17 protein-coding genes are annotated in these 18,547 nt (G+C 63.3%); 10 read left to right on the top strand and 7 right to left on the bottom strand.

Annotation, left to right across the window (positions count from 1 at the left end; translation table 11 throughout):
• Nucleotides 1–58: 58 nt before the first annotated feature.
• On the bottom strand, nucleotides 59–1,420 hold the full coding sequence (locus tag AC1DLT_RS11345) for an amidase (protein WP_477486787.1): 1,362 nt from the start codon (nucleotides 1,418–1,420) through the stop codon (nucleotides 59–61).
• Nucleotides 1,421–1,584: 164 nt separating this feature from the next.
• Between AC1DLT_RS11345 and AC1DLT_RS11350 the strand changes: the two genes are divergently transcribed.
• Complete coding sequence (locus AC1DLT_RS11350) at nucleotides 1,585–1,887, top strand: hypothetical protein (RefSeq protein ID WP_477486788.1); 303 nt, start codon at nucleotides 1,585–1,587, stop codon at nucleotides 1,885–1,887.
• A 6-nt stretch (nucleotides 1,888–1,893) separates the two neighbouring features.
• On the opposite strand, the gene AC1DLT_RS11355 is transcribed toward AC1DLT_RS11350, so the two are convergent.
• A complete protein-coding gene (locus AC1DLT_RS11355; RefSeq protein WP_477486789.1) occupies nucleotides 1,894–2,748 on the bottom strand; it encodes a glycerophosphodiester phosphodiesterase in 855 nt (284 codons plus the stop codon).
• 205 nt (nucleotides 2,749–2,953) lie between these two features.
• Between AC1DLT_RS11355 and AC1DLT_RS11360 the strand changes: the two genes are divergently transcribed.
• The 3 genes from AC1DLT_RS11360 (at nucleotide 2,954) to AC1DLT_RS11370 (ending at nucleotide 4,696) form a co-directional block, all read left to right on the top strand.
• Complete coding sequence (locus tag AC1DLT_RS11360) at nucleotides 2,954–3,367, top strand: DUF983 domain-containing protein (protein WP_247032366.1); 414 nt, start codon at nucleotides 2,954–2,956, stop codon at nucleotides 3,365–3,367.
• A 101-nt stretch (nucleotides 3,368–3,468) separates the two neighbouring features.
• Nucleotides 3,469–3,717, top strand: a complete 249-nt coding sequence (locus AC1DLT_RS11365) for a hypothetical protein (protein ID WP_038544728.1) — start codon at nucleotides 3,469–3,471, stop codon at nucleotides 3,715–3,717.
• Nucleotides 3,718–3,838: 121 nt separating this feature from the next.
• Nucleotides 3,839–4,696: an SDR family oxidoreductase gene (locus AC1DLT_RS11370; RefSeq protein ID WP_477486790.1), complete on the top strand. Its 858-nt coding sequence runs from the start codon at nucleotides 3,839–3,841 to the stop codon at nucleotides 4,694–4,696.
• A gap of 73 nt (nucleotides 4,697–4,769) precedes the next feature.
• On the opposite strand, the gene AC1DLT_RS11375 is transcribed toward AC1DLT_RS11370, so the two are convergent.
• The 5 genes from AC1DLT_RS11375 to treZ form a co-directional block, all read right to left on the bottom strand.
• Nucleotides 4,770–5,054, bottom strand: a complete 285-nt coding sequence (locus tag AC1DLT_RS11375) for a hypothetical protein (protein ID WP_038544725.1) — start codon at nucleotides 5,052–5,054, stop codon at nucleotides 4,770–4,772.
• A complete protein-coding gene (locus AC1DLT_RS11380) occupies nucleotides 5,051–6,379 on the bottom strand; it encodes an NAD(P)/FAD-dependent oxidoreductase (protein WP_477486791.1) in 1,329 nt (442 codons plus the stop codon). The genes AC1DLT_RS11375 and AC1DLT_RS11380 overlap by 4 nt, the downstream gene beginning before the upstream one ends.
• 116 nt (nucleotides 6,380–6,495) lie before the next feature.
• Nucleotides 6,496–6,669, bottom strand: coding sequence for a hypothetical protein (locus AC1DLT_RS11385; RefSeq protein ID WP_477486792.1), 174 nt, complete (start codon nucleotides 6,667–6,669; stop codon nucleotides 6,496–6,498).
• Between the two features lie 156 nt (nucleotides 6,670–6,825).
• Nucleotides 6,826–9,369, bottom strand: a complete 2,544-nt coding sequence (treY, locus tag AC1DLT_RS11390) for a malto-oligosyltrehalose synthase (protein WP_477486793.1) — start codon at nucleotides 9,367–9,369, stop codon at nucleotides 6,826–6,828.
• The gene (gene treZ / locus AC1DLT_RS11395) at nucleotides 9,366–11,177 is read right to left on the bottom strand and encodes a malto-oligosyltrehalose trehalohydrolase (protein WP_477486794.1); all 1,812 of its coding nucleotides are present in this window, start codon (nucleotides 11,175–11,177) and stop codon (nucleotides 9,366–9,368) included. The genes treY and treZ overlap by 4 nt, the downstream gene beginning before the upstream one ends.
• A 186-nt stretch (nucleotides 11,178–11,363) precedes the next feature.
• On the opposite strand from treZ, the gene AC1DLT_RS11400 reads away from it, so the two are divergent.
• The 6 genes from AC1DLT_RS11400 (at nucleotide 11,364) to lpdA (ending at nucleotide 18,483) form a co-directional block, all read left to right on the top strand.
• A complete protein-coding gene (locus AC1DLT_RS11400) occupies nucleotides 11,364–12,494 on the top strand; it encodes an acyl-CoA dehydrogenase family protein (RefSeq protein ID WP_477486795.1) in 1,131 nt (376 codons plus the stop codon).
• 10 nt (nucleotides 12,495–12,504) lie between these two features.
• Nucleotides 12,505–13,272 carry an SDR family NAD(P)-dependent oxidoreductase gene (locus tag AC1DLT_RS11405; protein ID WP_477486796.1) on the top strand — a complete coding sequence of 256 codons (768 nt, stop codon included), beginning with the start codon at nucleotides 12,505–12,507 and terminating at the stop codon, nucleotides 13,270–13,272.
• A gap of 37 nt (nucleotides 13,273–13,309) precedes the next feature.
• Nucleotides 13,310–14,542, top strand: coding sequence for a thiamine pyrophosphate-dependent enzyme (locus AC1DLT_RS11410; protein WP_477486797.1), 1,233 nt, complete (start codon nucleotides 13,310–13,312; stop codon nucleotides 14,540–14,542).
• A gap of 209 nt (nucleotides 14,543–14,751) precedes the next feature.
• Entirely contained in the window at nucleotides 14,752–15,765 is a 1,014-nt protein-coding gene (locus AC1DLT_RS11415; RefSeq protein WP_477486798.1) for an alpha-ketoacid dehydrogenase subunit beta, read from the top strand.
• A 3-nt stretch (nucleotides 15,766–15,768) separates the two neighbouring features.
• On the top strand, nucleotides 15,769–17,070 hold the full coding sequence (locus AC1DLT_RS11420) for a dihydrolipoamide acetyltransferase family protein (RefSeq protein ID WP_477486799.1): 1,302 nt from the start codon (nucleotides 15,769–15,771) through the stop codon (nucleotides 17,068–17,070).
• A gap of 15 nt (nucleotides 17,071–17,085) precedes the next feature.
• The gene (gene lpdA / locus AC1DLT_RS11425; protein WP_477486800.1) at nucleotides 17,086–18,483 is read left to right on the top strand and encodes a dihydrolipoyl dehydrogenase; all 1,398 of its coding nucleotides are present in this window, start codon (nucleotides 17,086–17,088) and stop codon (nucleotides 18,481–18,483) included.
• The last annotated feature ends 64 nt before the right edge of the window (nucleotides 18,484–18,547 follow it).

Genomic DNA, 18,547 nt, shown 5'->3' on the forward strand with positions numbered 1-18,547 from the left:
CGTTTTGCCGGCTTTGCCGCCACAGATGTCTGCTGGAGCCGATCCGGCTCCAACATTCCTACCCTCGGATGATTTCCTCATGGGCCATCGCGGCCTGCAGCAGTGTTTCATCGCAATTGGCATTGGCCGACAGGAGGAAGCCGACCGGCATGCCGGCATCGCCGGTGCCGCAGGGGATGGAGACTCCGCACCAGTCGAGGAAGTTGCCGAAGCCGGTATTGCGCAGCGTCCTGCCGTTCGTGGCGAAGAACAGCTCATCGTCCTTTTCCAGTGGCGCGATCGGCGGGGCGACATGGGCGACCGATGGCATGGCGACCAAGCGGTCGCCGACCAGTGCCTCGGTTTCGGCGATCATCCGGGCGCGGTTTTCGACGATGGCGATATAATCGGACAGGCTGGTCTTTTCGCCGAGGCGGGTGCGGGCGACTACCCGGTGGTCCATCTCCTCCGCATCCGGTCCCGACAGCTTCTCGCGATGCAGGGCGAAGGCTTCGGCGGTCACCATCGGCCCGTATTTCACCATCAGCTTCGGGAGTTCGTCGAAGGTCGGGAAGGCGAAGCGGGTGATCCTGGCTCCGGCCTTTGCAAGGCGCTCGATCGCCGCTTCGAAGGCGGCCACCACGCCCGCCTCGGCGCCGTCGAGGACGATATTGGTCGGGATCACGATATCGAGCGGTCGGGCCGGTTGGCGGGCCGTCTGCGGTACTGCAAGCCCGCGCATGGCGGCATCCACCCAGACCGCATCCTGCACCGTGCGGCAGAGCGGGCCGAGCGAATCGAGGCTGGTCGCCAGCGGATAGACGCCGTTCATCGCATAACGGCCGCGGGTCGCCTTGTAACCGACGATGCCGTTGAAGCCTGCCGGGATACGGATCGAACCGCCGGTATCGGTGCCCATCGCGACGGGCACGAGGCCGGCTGCGACCGCGACGGCGGAACCGGAGGAGGAGCCGCCGGGAATGCGCGGCGCGTCCATGCCATGCGGATTGTGCGGCGTGCCGTAATTCGGATTGATGCCAATGCCGGAAAAGGCGAATTCGCTCATATTGGTGCGGCCGACCGCGACCATGCCCGCCTGTTTCAGCAGGTCGACGATCGCTGCGTCCTTCGCGGCGGGAGCGGCCTTCTTCAGCACTTTCGAGCCGGCGGTGGTCGCCAGCCCCTCGATGTCGAAGAGGTCCTTCCAGGCGATCGGGATGCCGTCGAGCAGACCGAGCGAGCGACCTTCCTTGATGCGCTTGGAGGAGCCTTGCGCTTCCGCCATAGCGCGGTCCTCGAGAAGCGAGATGAACACGGCCTTGTCGGGGTAGGCCTTGATACCGGCCAGCACCGATTCCGTGACTTCGATCGGATCGATCCTGCCCATCTGGATGAGCGCGGAAAGCTCGGCGATCGACATCGCTCCAAAGGTTTTCGTCACGGCTGTCATTCTCCCCATTGCGTTACTGGCGGCCCACAGATGTATCGGATATTTTGGCGATGGGTAGAGGATTTATCGGCTCGCCAGGTGGTATGGAACCTCCCGCATATCCGCGAAGTTCAGTGAGTCCACCGCGTCAGCGGGACATCGGGAAGGATCAGCCCATGAGAAACATCATCGCCATAACCGGTCTCGTGATCGCGCTCGCCGGCTGCAGCACGGACGGCGGCGGAACCACCGGAGCAATCGACATCGGGCCGGGCATCCGGCCGATCCCCGGCAGCATCACCTATCGTGGCCAGCCGCGCACCAAGCTCACCAAGTCGCCAATCGGCAGCGTCGTGCCGCACGAGTTCCGCAACGAACTCGGCCAGCGGGTCGAGGAAAATTACATCATCCAGCCGGACCGCAGCCTGAAGCTGGTCAACCGGCGGGTGTTTCGCGATCCGTTCGGGTTGGACGATTGATGAACTTCAACCGGAAATCGCCGCCCAGGCACGTTCCGTGGCGGCCGGTTCGTCGGTGGTGATCTGATCCGGCTTCAGCGCCATCAGGGCGGAGAAGCTGCGGGCTTCGGCCTCGTCGAACCCGGCGTCCGGGTTCTTGAGATTGAAGGTCCAGGCATCCACCAGCCTGCCGGCATCGTGGCAGAGGCCGATCAGGTCGAGCCCATCTTTGGCCGCCTGCAGCACCAGCGGCCAGTGCAGATAGATGGTGTCAGGCTCGGTCGGGCCGGCGATATCGGCGCGCAGATCCGTTTCGACGGCCTTGAGGCCCTGGTGGCGATAGATCTCCATGAGCTTGCCGGTCGGGTCGATGCCGCGCTTGAGGCCCGGCAGTCTCTGCTTGATGGCGACGACAAGATCGAGATCGGCGCCGCTGACGATGATTGAGGAGCCGGCGCCGCCGAAATGATCGGCGAGATGATCCATGCCGCGCGCGCCGATCACCTCAAGTTCGTCCTTCATGTCGAACTGCAGCAGGGCGTCCGGATGAGCCGTTTCAAGCATTGTCGCGAGATCTTCGCTGAGGATCGGCGGATGGCCGCCCTGCAGAAGCGACAGGCCGCGGATAGTTTCGGGCAAAGTATCACGGATGAGGCCGTGGCCGGTGGTTTCACCTTCGAGCTCCTCGTCGTGCAGCACGACAAAGCCGCCATCGGCGCGGACGCGCAGGTCGAGTTCGGTCGATGCTCCAAGGCGAAAGCCTTCCACCATGACGCGCGCGGAAAACAGCGGGTCCTTGAAGCTGCGGCGCAGGCGATGCCACTTCAACCGAGTGAAACGGCCCTGATGGGCGATGCCGAGGCCTGAAAATTCTGAAGCCATGAAATTCCGTCTAAGGTGAAGGGCAGCGATTCGATCGACGCCAGACTATTGTTTTGGAGCTGCCTGCCATAGATCGATGACAGAAGTTTCGTGCCGAGCCTCAAAAGCCGAGATTGTGCCCGGCAGGGAACGACTTGTTATAAAGGTCTGCCGGATAACTATCCGGAAAACACATTTTGTCTCCTGTCACGAAAGGCAGATTTCCATGTCCCATGACGCGAATTGGGCGCCTCTTCCTCCCTATAGCACCGGCCCGCGCGGCCGTTGCCCGCGTTGCGGCCAGGGGCATCTGTTCAACGGGTTCCTGTCGATGCGGCCGGCTTGCGAGGTCTGCGGCCTCGATTATTCCTTCGCTGATCCCGGAGACGGTCCCGCCTTTTTCGTGATGTGCTTCGGCTGCATTCCGAGCATTGCGCTTGCTGTCTGGATCGAGACCAGTTTCCAGCCGCCATTCTGGGTGCATCTGCTGATCTCGCTTCCTTTCCTGCTCATCACCTGCCTTGCGCCGATGCGGCCGCTGAAGGGTTGGCTGGTCGCGAGCCAGTATTTTTACAAGGCAGGCCCCGGCAAGGTCGACCGGGAGCCATCATCGCCCGTTGACGGCGAGAACGGCGGCTGACCGACGGAAGGACTTCGGGGCTCGCGTTAAAACCGAGCCGGAAGATGAGGAACAATCTTCTCTGCAAACCATTCGGCAGGTGACAGTTCAAGGAGCCTGCAATGTCCGATGCCGATGAAATCGAAATGGAAACGCGCCGAAGGTCGCTCGCGGTCGAGGGAGCGATGCTCATGCTGATCGACGGCCTCGCCGCCCGGGGCACCATCTCGGCAGACGAGGCGGAGGACATGTTGCAAATCCTGTCGAAGAGCTCGGATTTTTCGGCGGCGCGGGCTGCAAGCTCGCTGCGGATCGTCAATCAGCTGAAACGCCTGCGGCGGGGCGACGGAGCAATCACCCCTGGGGCGTGAGCCGAAAGGTGGGGTCGCGTCGCATTTTCTCTTTTTTGATTGTGCATTTTGATTGGGAACAACTCCAGACGAGGCCAGTTGGGGCGATCAGTTCGCGACCTCGACAACAAGGAAGATTTTGATGGCCCAGTATCCCACTCCGCCGTTTCCCGAACAGCAGCAGCCGATGCCGGGCTTTACCGGACGCATGGATCCGGTGCCGGATCACGGCGAGCTCTCCTACCGCGGTTCCGGCCGGCTGGCCGGCAAGATGGCGGTGATCACAGGCGGCGACAGCGGCATCGGCCGGGCCGTGGCGATCGCTTACGCGCGCGAGGGCGCCGATCTGTTGATTTCCTATCTGGACGAAGACGAGGATGCCGAGGATACCAAGCGCCTGGTCGAAGAAGCCGGCCGCAAGGCGGTGCTGGTGCCGGGCGATATCAAGACCGCGGCGCACTGCCGGGCGATCATCGACAAGACGGTCCAGGAGTTCGGCGGGATCGACATCCTCGTCAACAACGCCGCTCATCAGGCGACGTTTTCCGACATCGGGGACATCAGCGACGAGGAATGGGAACTGACCTTCCAGGTCAACATCCATGCGATGTTCTATCTCACCAAGGCAGCAGTTCCCCACATGAAGCCTGGTAGTGCGATCATCAACACGGCCTCGATCAATTCCGACACTCCGAACCCGACGCTGCTTGCCTATGCGACCACCAAGGGCGCGATCCAGAATTTCACGGCAGGTCTCGCACAGCTGCTGGCCGAAAAGGGCATACGCGCCAATGCGGTCGCGCCCGGGCCGATCTGGACGCCGCTCATCCCCTCCACGATGACTGAGGACCGGGTGAAGGAATTCGGCAGGCAGGTACCGATGAAACGTCCCGGCCAGCCGGCCGAGCTTGCGACGGCCTATGTGATGCTCGCCGATCCGCTTTCCAGCTACGTTTCAGGTACGACGATCGCCGTCACCGGCGGCAAGCCCATCCTGTAGTTAAGCTCTCCTCCCACGAAAACAGCGGCGGCGTGGGCTCACGCCGCCGTTCATGTTTGGCGGGTACATTTTCTCAGGTGCGGCGGCCGACTTCCCGTGCCAGATCCTCGAAACAGAACTTGGTGCCTTGCTCGTTCGCTTCGTTTGCCAGCAGCAGCAGCCGGATCGGAAATGCGATCGCCTTCTGATGGGACGTCGAGACTGCGAGCGGCTTGTCGTCGGCAAGCACGGTGCGTTCGGCCGCCTGCAGGGCGCTCTGAATGTCGGCATGGGAGACGACACCCTTTTCGACCAGAAGCCGGTTGATCGCGGCAACGGCGAGGTAGAGGCCTTCGAGCTGCGGATTGGCGGTGTTCATGTCTCTGTCCTTTGCGTGGAAGACGGAACCGAGGTGGCGGCGTTTTCATCGATCAGCCGCGCTCCGCGCTGCTGGGTCAAGTAACGCCAGATCCATTGTACGCTAACCAGCAGGCGTTTTTCAAAATTGACGAGCAGGTAGACGTGGACGAGCGCCCAGAGGAACCAGGCGACCCGACCCTTCAGCGTCCACTTGCCGAAGTCGAAGATCGCGGCATCGCGGCCGATGACGGCGGTGTTGCCGCGATTGTGGAACCGGAAAGGCTGGGGCGCCTTGCCGTCCATCAGTCTCGCCCGCAGCGCCTTGCCGAGATATTGTCCCTGCTGCTTGGCGACCTGGGCGAGCGCCGGCAGCGGCTTGCCGTCCTCCGCAAGCCCCAGTGCCGTGTCGCCGATCGCAAAGATATCCGGAAAGCCGGTGATGGAGAGGTCCGGTTCGACCGGAATGCGCCCTCCCGCCTTGCCTTCGATGCCGAGCCATCTGGCTGCGGGCGAGGCTTTGACGCCCGCACCCCAGATGACGCAGCTCGTGCGGAAACGCTGCGAGCCGGCGATGACCTGGTCCCTGGTGACGGATTCCACTGCCAGATTGGTCATCACCTCGACGCCGGCCTTTTCCAGGGCCTTCAGGGCGTATTGGGTGAGGTTGTCGGGAAAGGTGGCGAGGATCTTCGGGCCGGCTTCGATGAGGATGACCCGCATGTGATCCGGCTCGAGCTTGCGGAAATCGCGGGTGATCATGAAGTGGCCGAGCTCGGCGATCGCGCCGGCCATTTCGACGCCGGTCGGGCCGCCGCCGATGATGACGCTGGTGAGCAGCGCCTTTTTTTCTTCCGGATCATGGGACAGCTCGGCCTTCTCGAAGGCGAGCAGCAGGCGCTGGCGGATCAGCCTTGCTTCGTGGATGGTTTTCAAGCCAGGCGCCCAGGCGCGCCAGTCGTCATGGCCGAAATAGTTGTAGTCCGAGCCGGTGGCGATGACGAGGCGGTCGTAGGGGACCGAGGTGCCGTTGTCGAGCATCACGGTCCTGGCGGCCGCATCGACGCCGGTGACTTCCGCCAGCATGACGTTGATGTTCTTGAAGCGCCCCAGCGTGCGGCGGATCGGTTCCGATATGTCGGCGGGAGACAGTGCGGCGGTCGCGACCTGATAGAGAAGCGGCTGGAAGAGATTATGGTTGCGCCGGTCGATGACGGTCACGTCGATGGGGCTGTTGCCGAGCGCTCCGGCCGTCGCAAGCCCGCCGAAACCGGCGCCGACGATGACGACGCGTGGTGGTTTTGTTTCTCCGCCCGTCATGTCGTTCTTCAAAGTTTCGTCGGCCATATTGCCCCACCCTTTTGGCGGGGCAAGGCCCCGCTTGACGCTCGTTCAACCCACGCCAGGCGCGTTTGTTCCAGCCATGTTTCACCGGAACCTTTTACGCCTGTCGCCGTTCAATTTCACGACATCAAAAGGAGAAAGTCATGAACAGCATCGTTTGGTTGGTCGGCGCGGTCGTCATCGTCATCGCGGTTCTGAATCTCGTTGGGTTTGCTTGATTTATTGAATGGAATCAAACGGAAGCCTTGCTTCCACCTGTAGCGAACTGAAAAGGAGACAGTCATGAACAGCATCGTATGGCTCGTTGGAGCCGTCGTTATCGTTCTCGCCGTCCTGTCCTTCATCGGCATAGGCTGATCGGTGAGAAGCAAGACTGAAGGATATCGACAAGGCGCCGTCCGTTTTAGGATCGGCGCCTTTTCCTTGTGAGGCTCTTTGACGTAGCTGCACTATTCCGCCAGCAGGAGCACGAAGGGGTGGTCGCCAAACACCAAGTTGACCGCGATGCGATCCTTGGGGTCGATCACCTTGCCGGTGCAGACATCGCGATAGCGGCGGTGTCCCAGCCTTTCGGGCAGAATTATCTCCGTTTCCGCCCAGCGTTCGGATCGAGACGGAGCAAGGCCCGCATGCAGCGCGCTGAATACAAGCCGCGGGGCGATGACGATGAAGGCGTCGTCCATGTCGGCGCGGGCGAAGGCGACGACGTTGTCAGCGCGTTTGCCCGACGCTCCGAGAGGCAGATATTCCCCCCGCCGAAACAAGGTTGGTGCCTCCTGGCGAACGCGCAGCAGGGTGGCGATGACACGCTGTTTCAGCCGGCCGCTCTGCCATTCCTCCTCATCGGTGGAGGTCAGCTTCGCCCTCTCCGTCAAGCGTCGCTGCAGCCCGCCGAAATCCGGCTCGCGGCGGTTGTCCGGATCGACGAGGCTGAGGTCGAGGCCCTCGCTGCCCTGATAGATGTCGGGTACGCCCGGCGCCGTCAGCTTCATGATCGTCTGGGTGACGCTGTTCACCAGGCCTGCTCGGATGAAGGGGCGCAAGGTATCGGTGAAGTCTGTCAGAAAGGCCTGGTTGCTGGGCGACAGAAGCGTGCGGGCGTACTCCTGGACCGCCTTCTCGTAAATCTCATTAGGATCGCCCCAGTTGGTGCGCAGCTTCGCCTCGCGCAGTGCCTTTTCGACATAGCCGAGGAAACGCGTCTCCAGCGCCTTGAGGCCTGCCGCGTCTTCCGTGTGGAGATCGTTCGGCCAGGCGCCGGCGAGCGCCTGGTAAAGCATCCATTCGACCGCAGGTTCCGGCGCGGGGCCGTCATCCAGCGTGCGGACGGCTTGGCTGTTGATCCTGCGCCAGCGATCGACGCCATCGGCCCAGAGGTCCGGGGCCTCGGTGATCGCATAAAGTCGAGCGCGGGCATCCTCGCCGCGCTTGGTATCATGGGTCGAGGTGCCAGACAGGGCGTCGGGCTGCCTTTCCAGCCGCGTCTGCATTTCCGCGTGGAAACGATCGAGCGAGAAGGGGCGGGGTAGGGGCTCGGCTCCGACCTCGTGCAGCGCCAGCGCCATGTGCTGCCGGAAGAACAGCGTGTCCTCCACGGATTTCGCCATCAGCGGACCGGTGAGCTGCTGGAATCGGGTACGGAAGATCGATGCCTGACTGGCTGCCGCCTGCTCGACATCGCCGATTAGGATTCGTTCGAGAAAGGCGAGTGCCGCATCGTCCGGCGGGTTTGGGCCGTTGCGCACCTTGTCGAGAACCTTCGCCAGCATCTCCCGGCCCTCCGGCGGAATGCCCTGCCGGGTGCCATAGGTGCGATAAACCGGGAAGGCGACGAGCAGTTCCCGCAGCGCCGACTTCACCGCCGCCTCCGACAGAGCGGATTCGCGGTCCTCCGTAGGCTGGATCTGCATGGCGATATTCAGCAGCGTCGAGACCTCGCCGGCGAAATTGTTGTCGGCCATCAGGAGCTTTGCGGCGCGCAGCTCGGCTTCCATGTCGACCGGTTGGCCGGTCATCCTTTCGTAGCCGCCACGCAGTTCGTCCAGCTTGCGGCCGTCGACCAGGGCATCGCTGACGGCTGCGATGAACTCGTAACCGGTCGTGCCGGAGATCGGCCAGTCTGCCGGGATCTGCTCGCCTTCTCCGAGGATCTTTTCGACGGTGATGTAGCAATCCGGCCCAGCCTCGTGCCGCAGGCGGTCGAGATAGCCCTTCGGATCGGCAAGACCGTCGACGTGGTCGACGCGCAGGCCCTCCACCTTGCCGTCACGGACGAGTTCGAGGATCAGCCGGTGCGTGTCGTCGAACACTGCGCCATCCTCCACCCGCACGCCGGCAAGCCCGGTAATCTCGAAGAAACGGCGATAGGAGAGTTCGCGCGGTGCATCCCGCCAGGACATCAGCCGGTAGGGCTGCTGGTCGTGCAATCCGGCGATCGCAGCGCGTTCGGTGATCTTTAGCACTTCCGTCTCGCGGCCGGCGTAACTCGCCGGGGCCAGCGGATAAAACGTGTCGTAATAGGCCAAGGCCGGCTTGCCGGTTTTCGGACCCGCCTTGACGGAAATCTCGCCGGCTTCCAGCACCTTCTCAAACGTATCGCCGAGGAAGGGCAGCGTCAGGCGCCTAGTCCAGTCGATATCGAAATGGCGGGCATATCGGCTGTTCTCGCCGTTTTCGACGACATCGCGCCACCAGGGATTTTCGAGCGATGCGGCCATGTGATTGGGGACGATGTCGAGGATCAGGCCAAGGCCCTCGGCCTTCAATGCCTTCATCATCCGCTCGAAACCGTCGCGGCCGCCGATCGCTGGGTCGATCTCATTGGCGTCGGTCACGTCATAGCCGTGGGTGGAGCCGGTCGTGGCGGTAAAGATCGGCGAGGCGTAGAGGTGGCTGATGCCGAGCCGCTTCAGGTAGGGCACCAGTCCGCTGGCGCGATCGAAGGTCATGCCGTTGCGGAACTGGATGCGATAGGTGGCGGTCGGGATCATCATGCGGCGTCTCCGACTGCTTCGAAACGGACGAGCACGGAGTTGGGGGGCAGGTCCGTCCCCTGTTCCGGCCATGCAAAGATCACCTTGCCGGGCATATCCGGCATTGCCTGCACCTTTTCACCAAGGTTGAGCGCCACCGAGAGCGTGCCTTTCGGGAAGACCCAGGAGACCGCGAGGAAGCCCTTGTCGGTCTTCAGCACCTTGCCGGAGCGACCGCCTGCGGAACCGAGCAGGGGCATCACGATATCCCGCCGCAGTTTCAGAAGCGCCTTGGTAAACTCCAGCCAGTCCTTACCGTTCGCTGATTCCAGCTTCTTCCAGTCGAGCCTGCAGGCATCGAAGGTCTTCCTGGCATTGGGGTCGGGGACGGTCTCTCCCTCGTGGCCGGCGTGGCCTTCGAACTCCTTGCGGCGTCCGTCCCGCACCGCTTTGGCAAGATCGCCATGGAAATCGGTGAAGAACAGGAAGGGGTTGGTCTCGCCATATTCCTCGCCCATGAAGAGAAGCGGGATATGCGGCGAGAGGAGAAGCATGGCGAGCAGCGGCTTCACCTTGTCGGGGCCTGCAAGCTCGATCAACCTCTCGCCCTGGGCGCGATTGCCGACCTGGTCGTGGTTCTGGATGAAATCCACGAAGGCGACCGGCGGCTGATCGAGGCTCGATACGCCACGCTTTTTACCGGTCTGCGGCGAGACTTCGCCCTGATAGGCGAAACCTTCCGCCAGCACCCGCGCCACCAGCATTTCCGGCTCCCTGGCGAAGTCCTTGTAATAGGCATGCGTCTCCCCGGTCGCCAGGACATGGACGGCGTTGTGAAGGTCGTCGTTCCATTCGGCGGTGAAGAGCGGCGCCTTGCCGTCCTCGTCGCGGGGGTGCAGGAAGGTGACGTTGCGGGCGTCCTCGGTGGTCAGGTGGATGGCGCGTTCGGGGATCTCGGCGCGGATACGCTCGGCGATCTCGATCAGTACATGTTTTTCGGAGGGATCGTTGATCTGGTCGATGGCGTCGAAACGCAATCCGTCAAGATGGAATTCCTCCAGCCAGTAGAGCGCGCATTCGGTGATGTAGCGCCGCACCGGCTCGACGTCATAGGCGATCGCGGCACCCCAGGGCGTCATCTTTTGCCTGTGGAAGAAGGCAGGCGCCAGAAGCGGCAGATAATTGCCCTCCGGGCCGAAATGGTTGAGCACGATATCGAGTACCACCGTCAGCCCGTGACCGTGGGCGGCATCGATGAAGGCCTTGAAATCCTCCGGCGGACCGTAGGCGGCATGAGGCGCATAAAGGAGCACGCCGTCATAACCCCAGCCGCGGTTTCCACCGAAATGGGCAACCGGCATGACCTCGATCATGGTGATGCCGAGGTCTGCGAGATAAGGCAGCTTGTCGATCGCGGCGCGGAAAGTGGCTTCTTCCGTAAACGTGCCGATATGGATTTCGTAGACGACCGTTTCTTCCCAGGGCCGGCCCTGCCATTCCGGATGCTGCCAGGTGTAGCTGGTCGGGTCGATCACCAGCGACGGGCCGTTGACGCTGTCCTTCTGTCCCCGCGAGGCGGGGTCGGGCACGACCATGCCATCGGCAAGAACATAGGCATATTCGGCGCCGGGGGTGATGCCGGTGGCGAGCAACTCAAACCAGCCGTCGTCGCTGCGGCTCATCTCGGTATCTTCACCATTCAGCCTCAGCGTCACGGTTTCCTGGCCGGGTGCCCAGAGCCGGAACCGCACTTCGCCGGCGGCGACATATTCGGCGCCCCATGTCTTTGGAAACGCACGAAACTCGGTGACGGCATTCAATTCCGGCATGCTGTCCAGCCCCTGGTTGAGAGAGACCGGCAAACGGTCGAAGAGGCTTCGAGTTCCATTGTGGGGCGTAGGCGCAATAAAATTGCGCGCCGGGGTAACAAATAACAAGTTCAAAGGAGTAGTCGCCGGCCCGGTTCGGTCCTAATTTAGCACTCATGCAGGCGGTTTCGGGGAGGAGATCAGTGCATGCTGACTGAGGAAGAAGAGCTTATCCGCTCGACTGCCGCGGAGTTTTCCCGGGAGGTGCTGAAGCCCGGAGCTGCCGCGCGCGACAAGTCGCACGCGATCGAGCCGGACGTTCTGAAACAACTCGGCGAGCTCGGGTTTCTCGGCATGCGGACGGCGGAGGAATGGGGCGGCGTCGGCTGTTCCTATGTCGCCTATGCCTGTGCGCTGATGGAGATCGCTGCCGGCGACGGCGCGGTCTCGACGCTGGTCAGCGTCCACAATTCCCCGGTCTGCTCCCTCCTCGACATGCACGCTTCCGACGACCAGAAGGAACGGTTTCTCAGGCCGCTCGCCGAGGGACGTCATATCGGCGCCTTCGCGCTGACCGAGGCCGATACCGGCTCGGACGCCGCGGCAATCCGAACCCGGGCGACGAAGGACGGCAGCGACTATGTCGTCAACGGCTCGAAGATGTTCATCACGTCCGGCAAGATCGCCGGCACGGTGATCATCTTTGCGGTTACCGATCCGAGCGCCGGAAAACGCGGCATCTCCGCCTTCGTCACCTCGACGGATGTGCCCGGATTTTCGATTTCCAAGATCGAGGACAAGCTCGGCCAGAAGGCGTCCGATACCGCGGCGCTGATGTTCGACAACCTGCGCATTCCGGCAAGCCAGCGGATCGGGGCGGAAGGCGCCGGTTTGAAGATCGCGCTGTCGGGATTGGAAGCGGGCCGGATCGGCATCGCCGCCCAATGCGTCGGCATGGCGCAGGCCGCCTTCGACGTGGCGCTCACCTATGCCAAGGAACGCAAGACCTTCGGGAAGCTGCTGCTCGACCACCAGGCGGTCGCCTTCCGGCTGGCGGATGCGAAAACCCAGATCGAAGCGGCCCGGCAGCTTGTGCTGCATGCGGCGCGGCTGAAGGATCGCGGCGAACCCTGCCTGGACGAGGCCTGCATGGCGAAGCTGTTTGCCTCCGAGATGGCTGAGAAGGTCTGCTCGGCGGCGATCCAAACGCTCGGGGGCTACGGCTACATTTCCGATTTTCCTGTCGAGCGCATCTATCGCGATGTCCGCGTCTGCCAGATCTACGAGGGCACGTCCGACATCCAGAAGATCATTATCGCCCGCGGCCTGGCGAACTGAGGAGGATGGGATGCGGATCGAAAGCGGAAATTTTCTGGTGACCGGTGCCGCTTCCGGCCTTGGGCTCGCGACAGCTAAAATGCTTGTCGAAGCTGGCGCTTGCGTGGCTTTGCTCGACCTTGATGAGGCCGGCGGTCAGGCGAGAGCCGAGGAACTCGGCAAGGGCACGATCTTCGTCAAGACGGATGTGCGCAGCGGTGAGGCGGTCGAAAATGCGGTTGCCAAAGCGGAGGCCGCCAACGGGCCGATCCGGGGTGCCGTCTGCTGCGCCGGCATCGCGCCGTCGGAAAACGTGCTCGGCAGAGAAGGCGTCCATGCGCTCGAAAATTTTGCCCGCGCACTGGAGATCAACACGATCGGCACGTTCAACGTGATCCGGCTGGCGGCGCAGGCGATCGCCAGGGGTGAGCCGAACGAGGAAGGCGAACGCGGCGTGCTGGTCGCCACCGCCTCGGTTGCCGCCTTTGACGGGCAGATCGGCCAGGCGGCCTATGCCGCCTCCAAGGCGGCGGTGGCCGGCATGACGCTGCCGATCGCCCGCGAACTGGCCCGCGACGGCATACGCATGATGACGATCGCCCCTGGAATATTCGAGACGCCGATGATGGCCGGCTTTTCCGACGAGGTGCGTGCCTCGCTCGGCAAGTCGGTGCCGTTTCCGCCGCGGCTCGGCCGGCCGGCGGAATTTGCGCGGCTGGTGCGCGACATTATCGAAAACCCGATGCTGAACGGCGAAGTGATCCGCCTCGACGGAGCGCTCAGGATGGCGCCGCGTTGAACGACTGATTTGATCGGTTCTTTGGGAGGAGAAACGAATGACGGATGGACAGAGACTGAGCCTGCATGTGCCCGAGCCGGAAGTGCGGCCGGGCGGCAAGCCGGATTTCTCCAATGTGCCGATCCCGAAAGCCGGCTCGGTGCGGCGGCCGGAGGTGGACGTCGATCCGAAGGAAATCCGCGACCTCGCCTATTCGATCATTCGCGTGCTCGACCGCGAGGGCGAGGCGGTCGGTCCCTGGGCAGGGTCATTGACCGACGAGGAACTGATGGAGGGCCTCAAGCACATGATGCTGCTGCGCGTCTTCGACAGCCGCATGCTGATGGCGCAGCGGCAGGGCAAGACCTCCTTCTACATGCAGCATCTCGGCGAGGAGGCGGTCTCCTGCGCCTTCCGGAAGGCGCTTCTCCCGGGTGACATGAACTTTCCGACTTATCGCCAAGCAGGCCTGCTGATTGCCGGCGGCTATCCGATGGTCGACATGATGAACCAGATCTATTCCAACGATGCCGATCCCCTGAAGGGGCGGCAATTGCCGATCATGTATTCGTCGAAGAAGTTCGGCTTCTTCACGATCTCCGGCAATCTCGCCACGCAATATGTGCAGGCTGTCGGCTGGGCCATGGCGTCGGCAATCAAGAACGATACCAAGATCGCCGCTGCCTGGATCGGGGACGGATCGACGGCCGAGTCGGATTTCCATTCGGCGCTGGTCTTCGCCTCCACCTACCGGGCGCCTGTTGTCCTCAATGTCGTCAACAACCAGTGGGCCATCTCCACCTTCCAGGGCGTTGCTCGCGGCGGCTCGGGCACCTTTGCCGCCCGTGGCCTCGGTTACGGCCTGCCGTCGCTGCGCGTCGACGGCAACGACTATCTCGCCGTGCACGCGGTCGCCAAGTGGGCGGCGGAGCGGGCGCGGCGCAATATCGGCCCGACGCTGGTCGAATACGTCACCTACCGCGTCGGCGCGCATTCGACCTCCGACGATCCTTCCGCCTATCGACCGAAGGAGGAGTCCGAGGCCTGGCCGCTCGGCGACCCGGTCATCCGGCTGAAGAACCACCTGATCCGCATCGGCACCTGGAGCGAGGAACGTCACAAGCAGATGGAAGCCGAAATCCGCGACACGGTCGTCGCTGCCCAGAAGGAGGCGGAGCGCCACGGCACGCTGCATTCCGGCGGCCGGCCGTCGATGCGGGACATGTTCGAAGGCGTCTATGCCGAGATGCCGCCGCATCTGAAGCGGCAGCGGCAGCAGGCGGGGGTGTAAGGGATGAAAGAGCGAAGCCTTCGACTGGGGCTCCCCCTCATCCGCCTGCCGGCACCTTCTCCCCGGGGGGAGAAGAGAGATGCCGCACCGTTGCCGTTCCTCCTCTCCCCTCGGGGAGAGGGTGGCCGAACGAAGCGGAGGCCGGGTGAGGGGGCTGTTTGCTTCAGCGGTAGCGTTATTTGCTCCAGCGTCATATCGGAGGCCCGCCCATGCCGCGCATGACGATGATCGAGGCGATCCGCAGCGCGATGGATGTTTCCATGGAGCGCGACGACGATGTGGTCGTGTTCGGTGAGGATGTCGGTTATTTCGGCGGCGTCTTCCGTGGCACCCAAGGCCTGCAGCAGAAATACGGCAAGACGCGCTGTTTCGATGCGCCGATCAACGAATCCGGCATCGTCGGCGTGGCGATCGGCATGGCGGCCTACGGGCTGAAACCCTGTGTCGAGATCCAGTTCGCCGATTACATGTATCCGGCCTACGACCAACTCACCCAGGAAGCGGCGCGGCTGCGCTATCGCTCCAACGGCGATTTCACCTGCGGCATCACCGTGCGGATGCCGACCGGCGGCGGCATCTTTGGGGGACAGACGCACAGCCAGAGCCCAGAGGCGCTGTTTACTCATGTCTGCGGCCTGCAGGTGGTGGTGCCGTCCAATCCCTATGACGCCAAGGGCCTGCTGATCGCATCGATCGAGAACCCCGACCCGGTGATCTTCCTCGAACCGAAGCGGCTCTATAACGGCCCGTTCGACGGCCATCACGATCGGCCGGTGACGCCCTGGGCCGGTCATCCGCTCGGGGAGGTGCCCGCCGAGCACTATGTCGTGCCGCTCGGCAAGGCGGTGGTGCGGCGGCCGGGTTCGGCGGTGACCGTGCTTGCCTATGGCACGATGGTGCATGTGGCCGAAGCGACGGCCGAGGAGACCGGTATCGACGCGGAGGTGATCGACCTGCGCACCCTGATGCCGCTCGACCTCGATACCATCGTTACTTCGGTGAAGAAAACCGGTCGCTGCATGGTGGTGCACGAGGCGACGCTCACCTCCGGCTTTGGCGCGGAACTGGCGGCGCTGGTGCAGGAGCATTGCTTCTACAACCTCGAAGCCCCGGTCACCCGGGTGGCCGGCTGGGACACGCCGTATCCGCATGCGCAGGAATGGGATTATTTTCCAGGCCCGGCCCGCGTTGGCCGGGCGCTGCGCGACATGATGGAGGCCTGAGACATGGCGGAAAAACTCATCAAGCTGCCGGATGTCGGCGAAGGCGTCGCGGAAGCGGAACTGGTCGAATGGCACGTCAACGTCGGCGATCTGGTCCGCGAAGACATGGTGCTGGCGGCCGTGATGACCGGCAAGGCGACCGTCGAAATCCCGTCGCCCGTAGAAGGCGAGGTGACCTTCCGGCACGGCGAGATCGGCGACATCATTGCAACCGGCACCGTCATCCTCAAGATCAGGACCGTGGGCGAGGCCGTCGACGGTGAGGAGGAGCCGGAGATCGAGCTTCCGCTGGTCCAGCCGGAGGCTTTGTCCGTTGAACCGCAGAAGAAGTCCGAGCCGGTAGTGGAAAGGCCGAAGCCTGCTGAGGTTATTCCTCAGAAGCCAGCCGCATCATCTGTTCCGAGGAATGTCGGAGTCCCCCGTGCCGAGGGAGAAAAGCCGCTGGCGCCGCCGGCCGTTCGTCTTCGGGCGAAGGAGGCGGGGGTCGACCTTCGGCAGGTGCCGGGCACCGGTCCGGCTGGCCGCATTACCCATGAGGATCTGGATCTGTTCCTCGACAGCCAGGGCGGCGGCGGAGGTGTCGCTGCCGGGCTGCAGCCGAACAAGGCGGTCCAGGAGGTCAAGGTGGTTGGCCTGCGCCGCCGCATCGCTGAAAAGATGGCGCTGTCGAAATCCCGCATCCCCCACATCACCTATGTGGAAGAGGTCGACATGACCGCGCTGGAAGAGCTGCGGACCCGCATGAACGGCACCCAGAAGCCCGGCCGGCCGAAACTCACCATCCTGCCCTTCCTGATGCGGGCGATGGTCAAGGCGATCGCCGAACAGCCGGGCATCAATGCGCTTTATGACGACGAGGCCGGCATCATCCGCCAATATGGCGGCGTGCATATCGGCATCGCGGCGCAGACGCCGTCGGGCCTCGTCGTGCCGGTGGTCAAACATGCGGAAGCGCGCGACATTTTCGACTGCGCCCGGGAAGTGGCCCGGTTAAGCGATGCCGCCAAGAACGGTACCGCGCTGCGCGAGGAACTGTCCGGCTCGACGATCACCATCAGTTCGCTCGGCGCGATGGGCGGCATCGTCTCGACGCCAGTCATCAACCATCCGGAAGTGGCGATCATCGGCGTCAACAAGCTCGCCGTCCGGCCGCATTGGGACGGGACGCAATTCGTGCCGCGCAAGATGATGAACCTGTCCTCCAGCTTCGATCACCGGGTGATCGACGGCTGGGATGCCGCGAGTTTCGTGCAGCGCCTGAAGGCGCTGATGGAAACGCCGGCGCTAATCTTCGTCGAGGAGTGAGGTGAAAGAAGAACAATGAAAGAGATCACCTGCAAGCTCCTCGTCATCGGGGCCGGTCCGGGAGGCTATGTCTGCGCCATCCGGGCCGGCCAGCTGGGGGTCGACACGGTCATCGTCGAGATGGCGAAGCCGGGCGGTACCTGCCTCAATATCGGCTGCATTCCCTCCAAGGCGATCATCCATGCGGCCGACGATTTCGCGAAGACCGTCGCGATGGCGGCGGGCAAAAATGCAATGGGCATCAAGGCCGACAATCCGGCGATCGACCTTGCCAAAACCATGACCTGGAAGGACGGCATTACCGGCCGGCTGACGCTGGGCGTCGCGGGCCTCCTGAAGAAGGCTGGCGTCAAGATCGTCGTCGGCCGGGCAAAATTCCGGGATGGCAAGACGGTCGCGGTGGAGACCGAGACGGGCGAGCAGGTCATCCGCGCCGAAAATATCGTCATCGCCACCGGTTCTGCGCCGGTCGAATTGCCGATGCTGCCGTTCGGGGGCAAGGTCATTTCCTCGACTGGCGCGCTGTCCCTGACCGAGGTGCCGGAGAGGCTGGCGGTGGTCGGCGCCGGGTATATCGGCCTCGAACTTGGGCTGGCGTTTGCGAAGCTCGGAGCGAAGGTGACGATCGTCGAAGCGCTCGACCGCATCCTGCCGCTCTACGATACGCAGCTTACCCAGCCGGTCGCCAAGCGGCTCGCGGCTTTGGGCGCGGAAGTGTTGCTCGACACCAAGGTCAAGGGCCTGTCTTCGAATGGCGAGGCGCTGCTGGCGGAGACCGGTGCCGGCGAGGAGAAACGCATCGCTGCAGACAAGATCCTCGTCACGGTCGGACGAAAGCCAGTCACCGAAGGCTGGGGCCGCGAGGAACTGGAACTCGACATGGACGGCCGCTTCCTGAAGGTCGACGAGCAGTGCCGCACCTCGATGCGCGGCATCCATGCGGTCGGCGACGTCACCGGCGAGCCGATGCTGGCGCACCGGGCAATGGCGCAGGGCGAGATGGTGGCGGAGATTGTCTCCGGCAAGCGCCGTTCCTGGGACAAGCGGGCCATCCCCGCCGTCTGCTTCACCGATCCGGAAATCGTCTCCGTGGGCCTGTCGCCGGACGAGGCGAAGGCGCAGGGCCGCGAGATCAAGGTCGGTCAGTTTCCGTTCGCCGCCAACGGACGCGCGATGACGCTATCGGCAGAGGAAGGGTTTGTCCGCATCGTGGCGCGGGCCGACAATCATCTGGTACTCGGCATCCAGGCGGTCGGGGCGGGGATTTCAGAATTGTCTGCGGCGTTCGGGTTGGCGATCGAGATGGGGGCGCGGCTGGAGGATATTGCGGGGACGATTCATGCGCATCCGACGCAGTCGGAGGCGTTTGCCGAGGCGGCGCTGAAGGCGCTGGGACATGCACTGCATGTGTGAGCATATCGGTAGCAAATCGCCGTGGACGCGTGGATCGCCGCAGCGTATTCCTGTGTTGAACGGG

The sequence above is a fragment of the Neorhizobium sp. 05N33 genome, assembly GCF_056397445.1.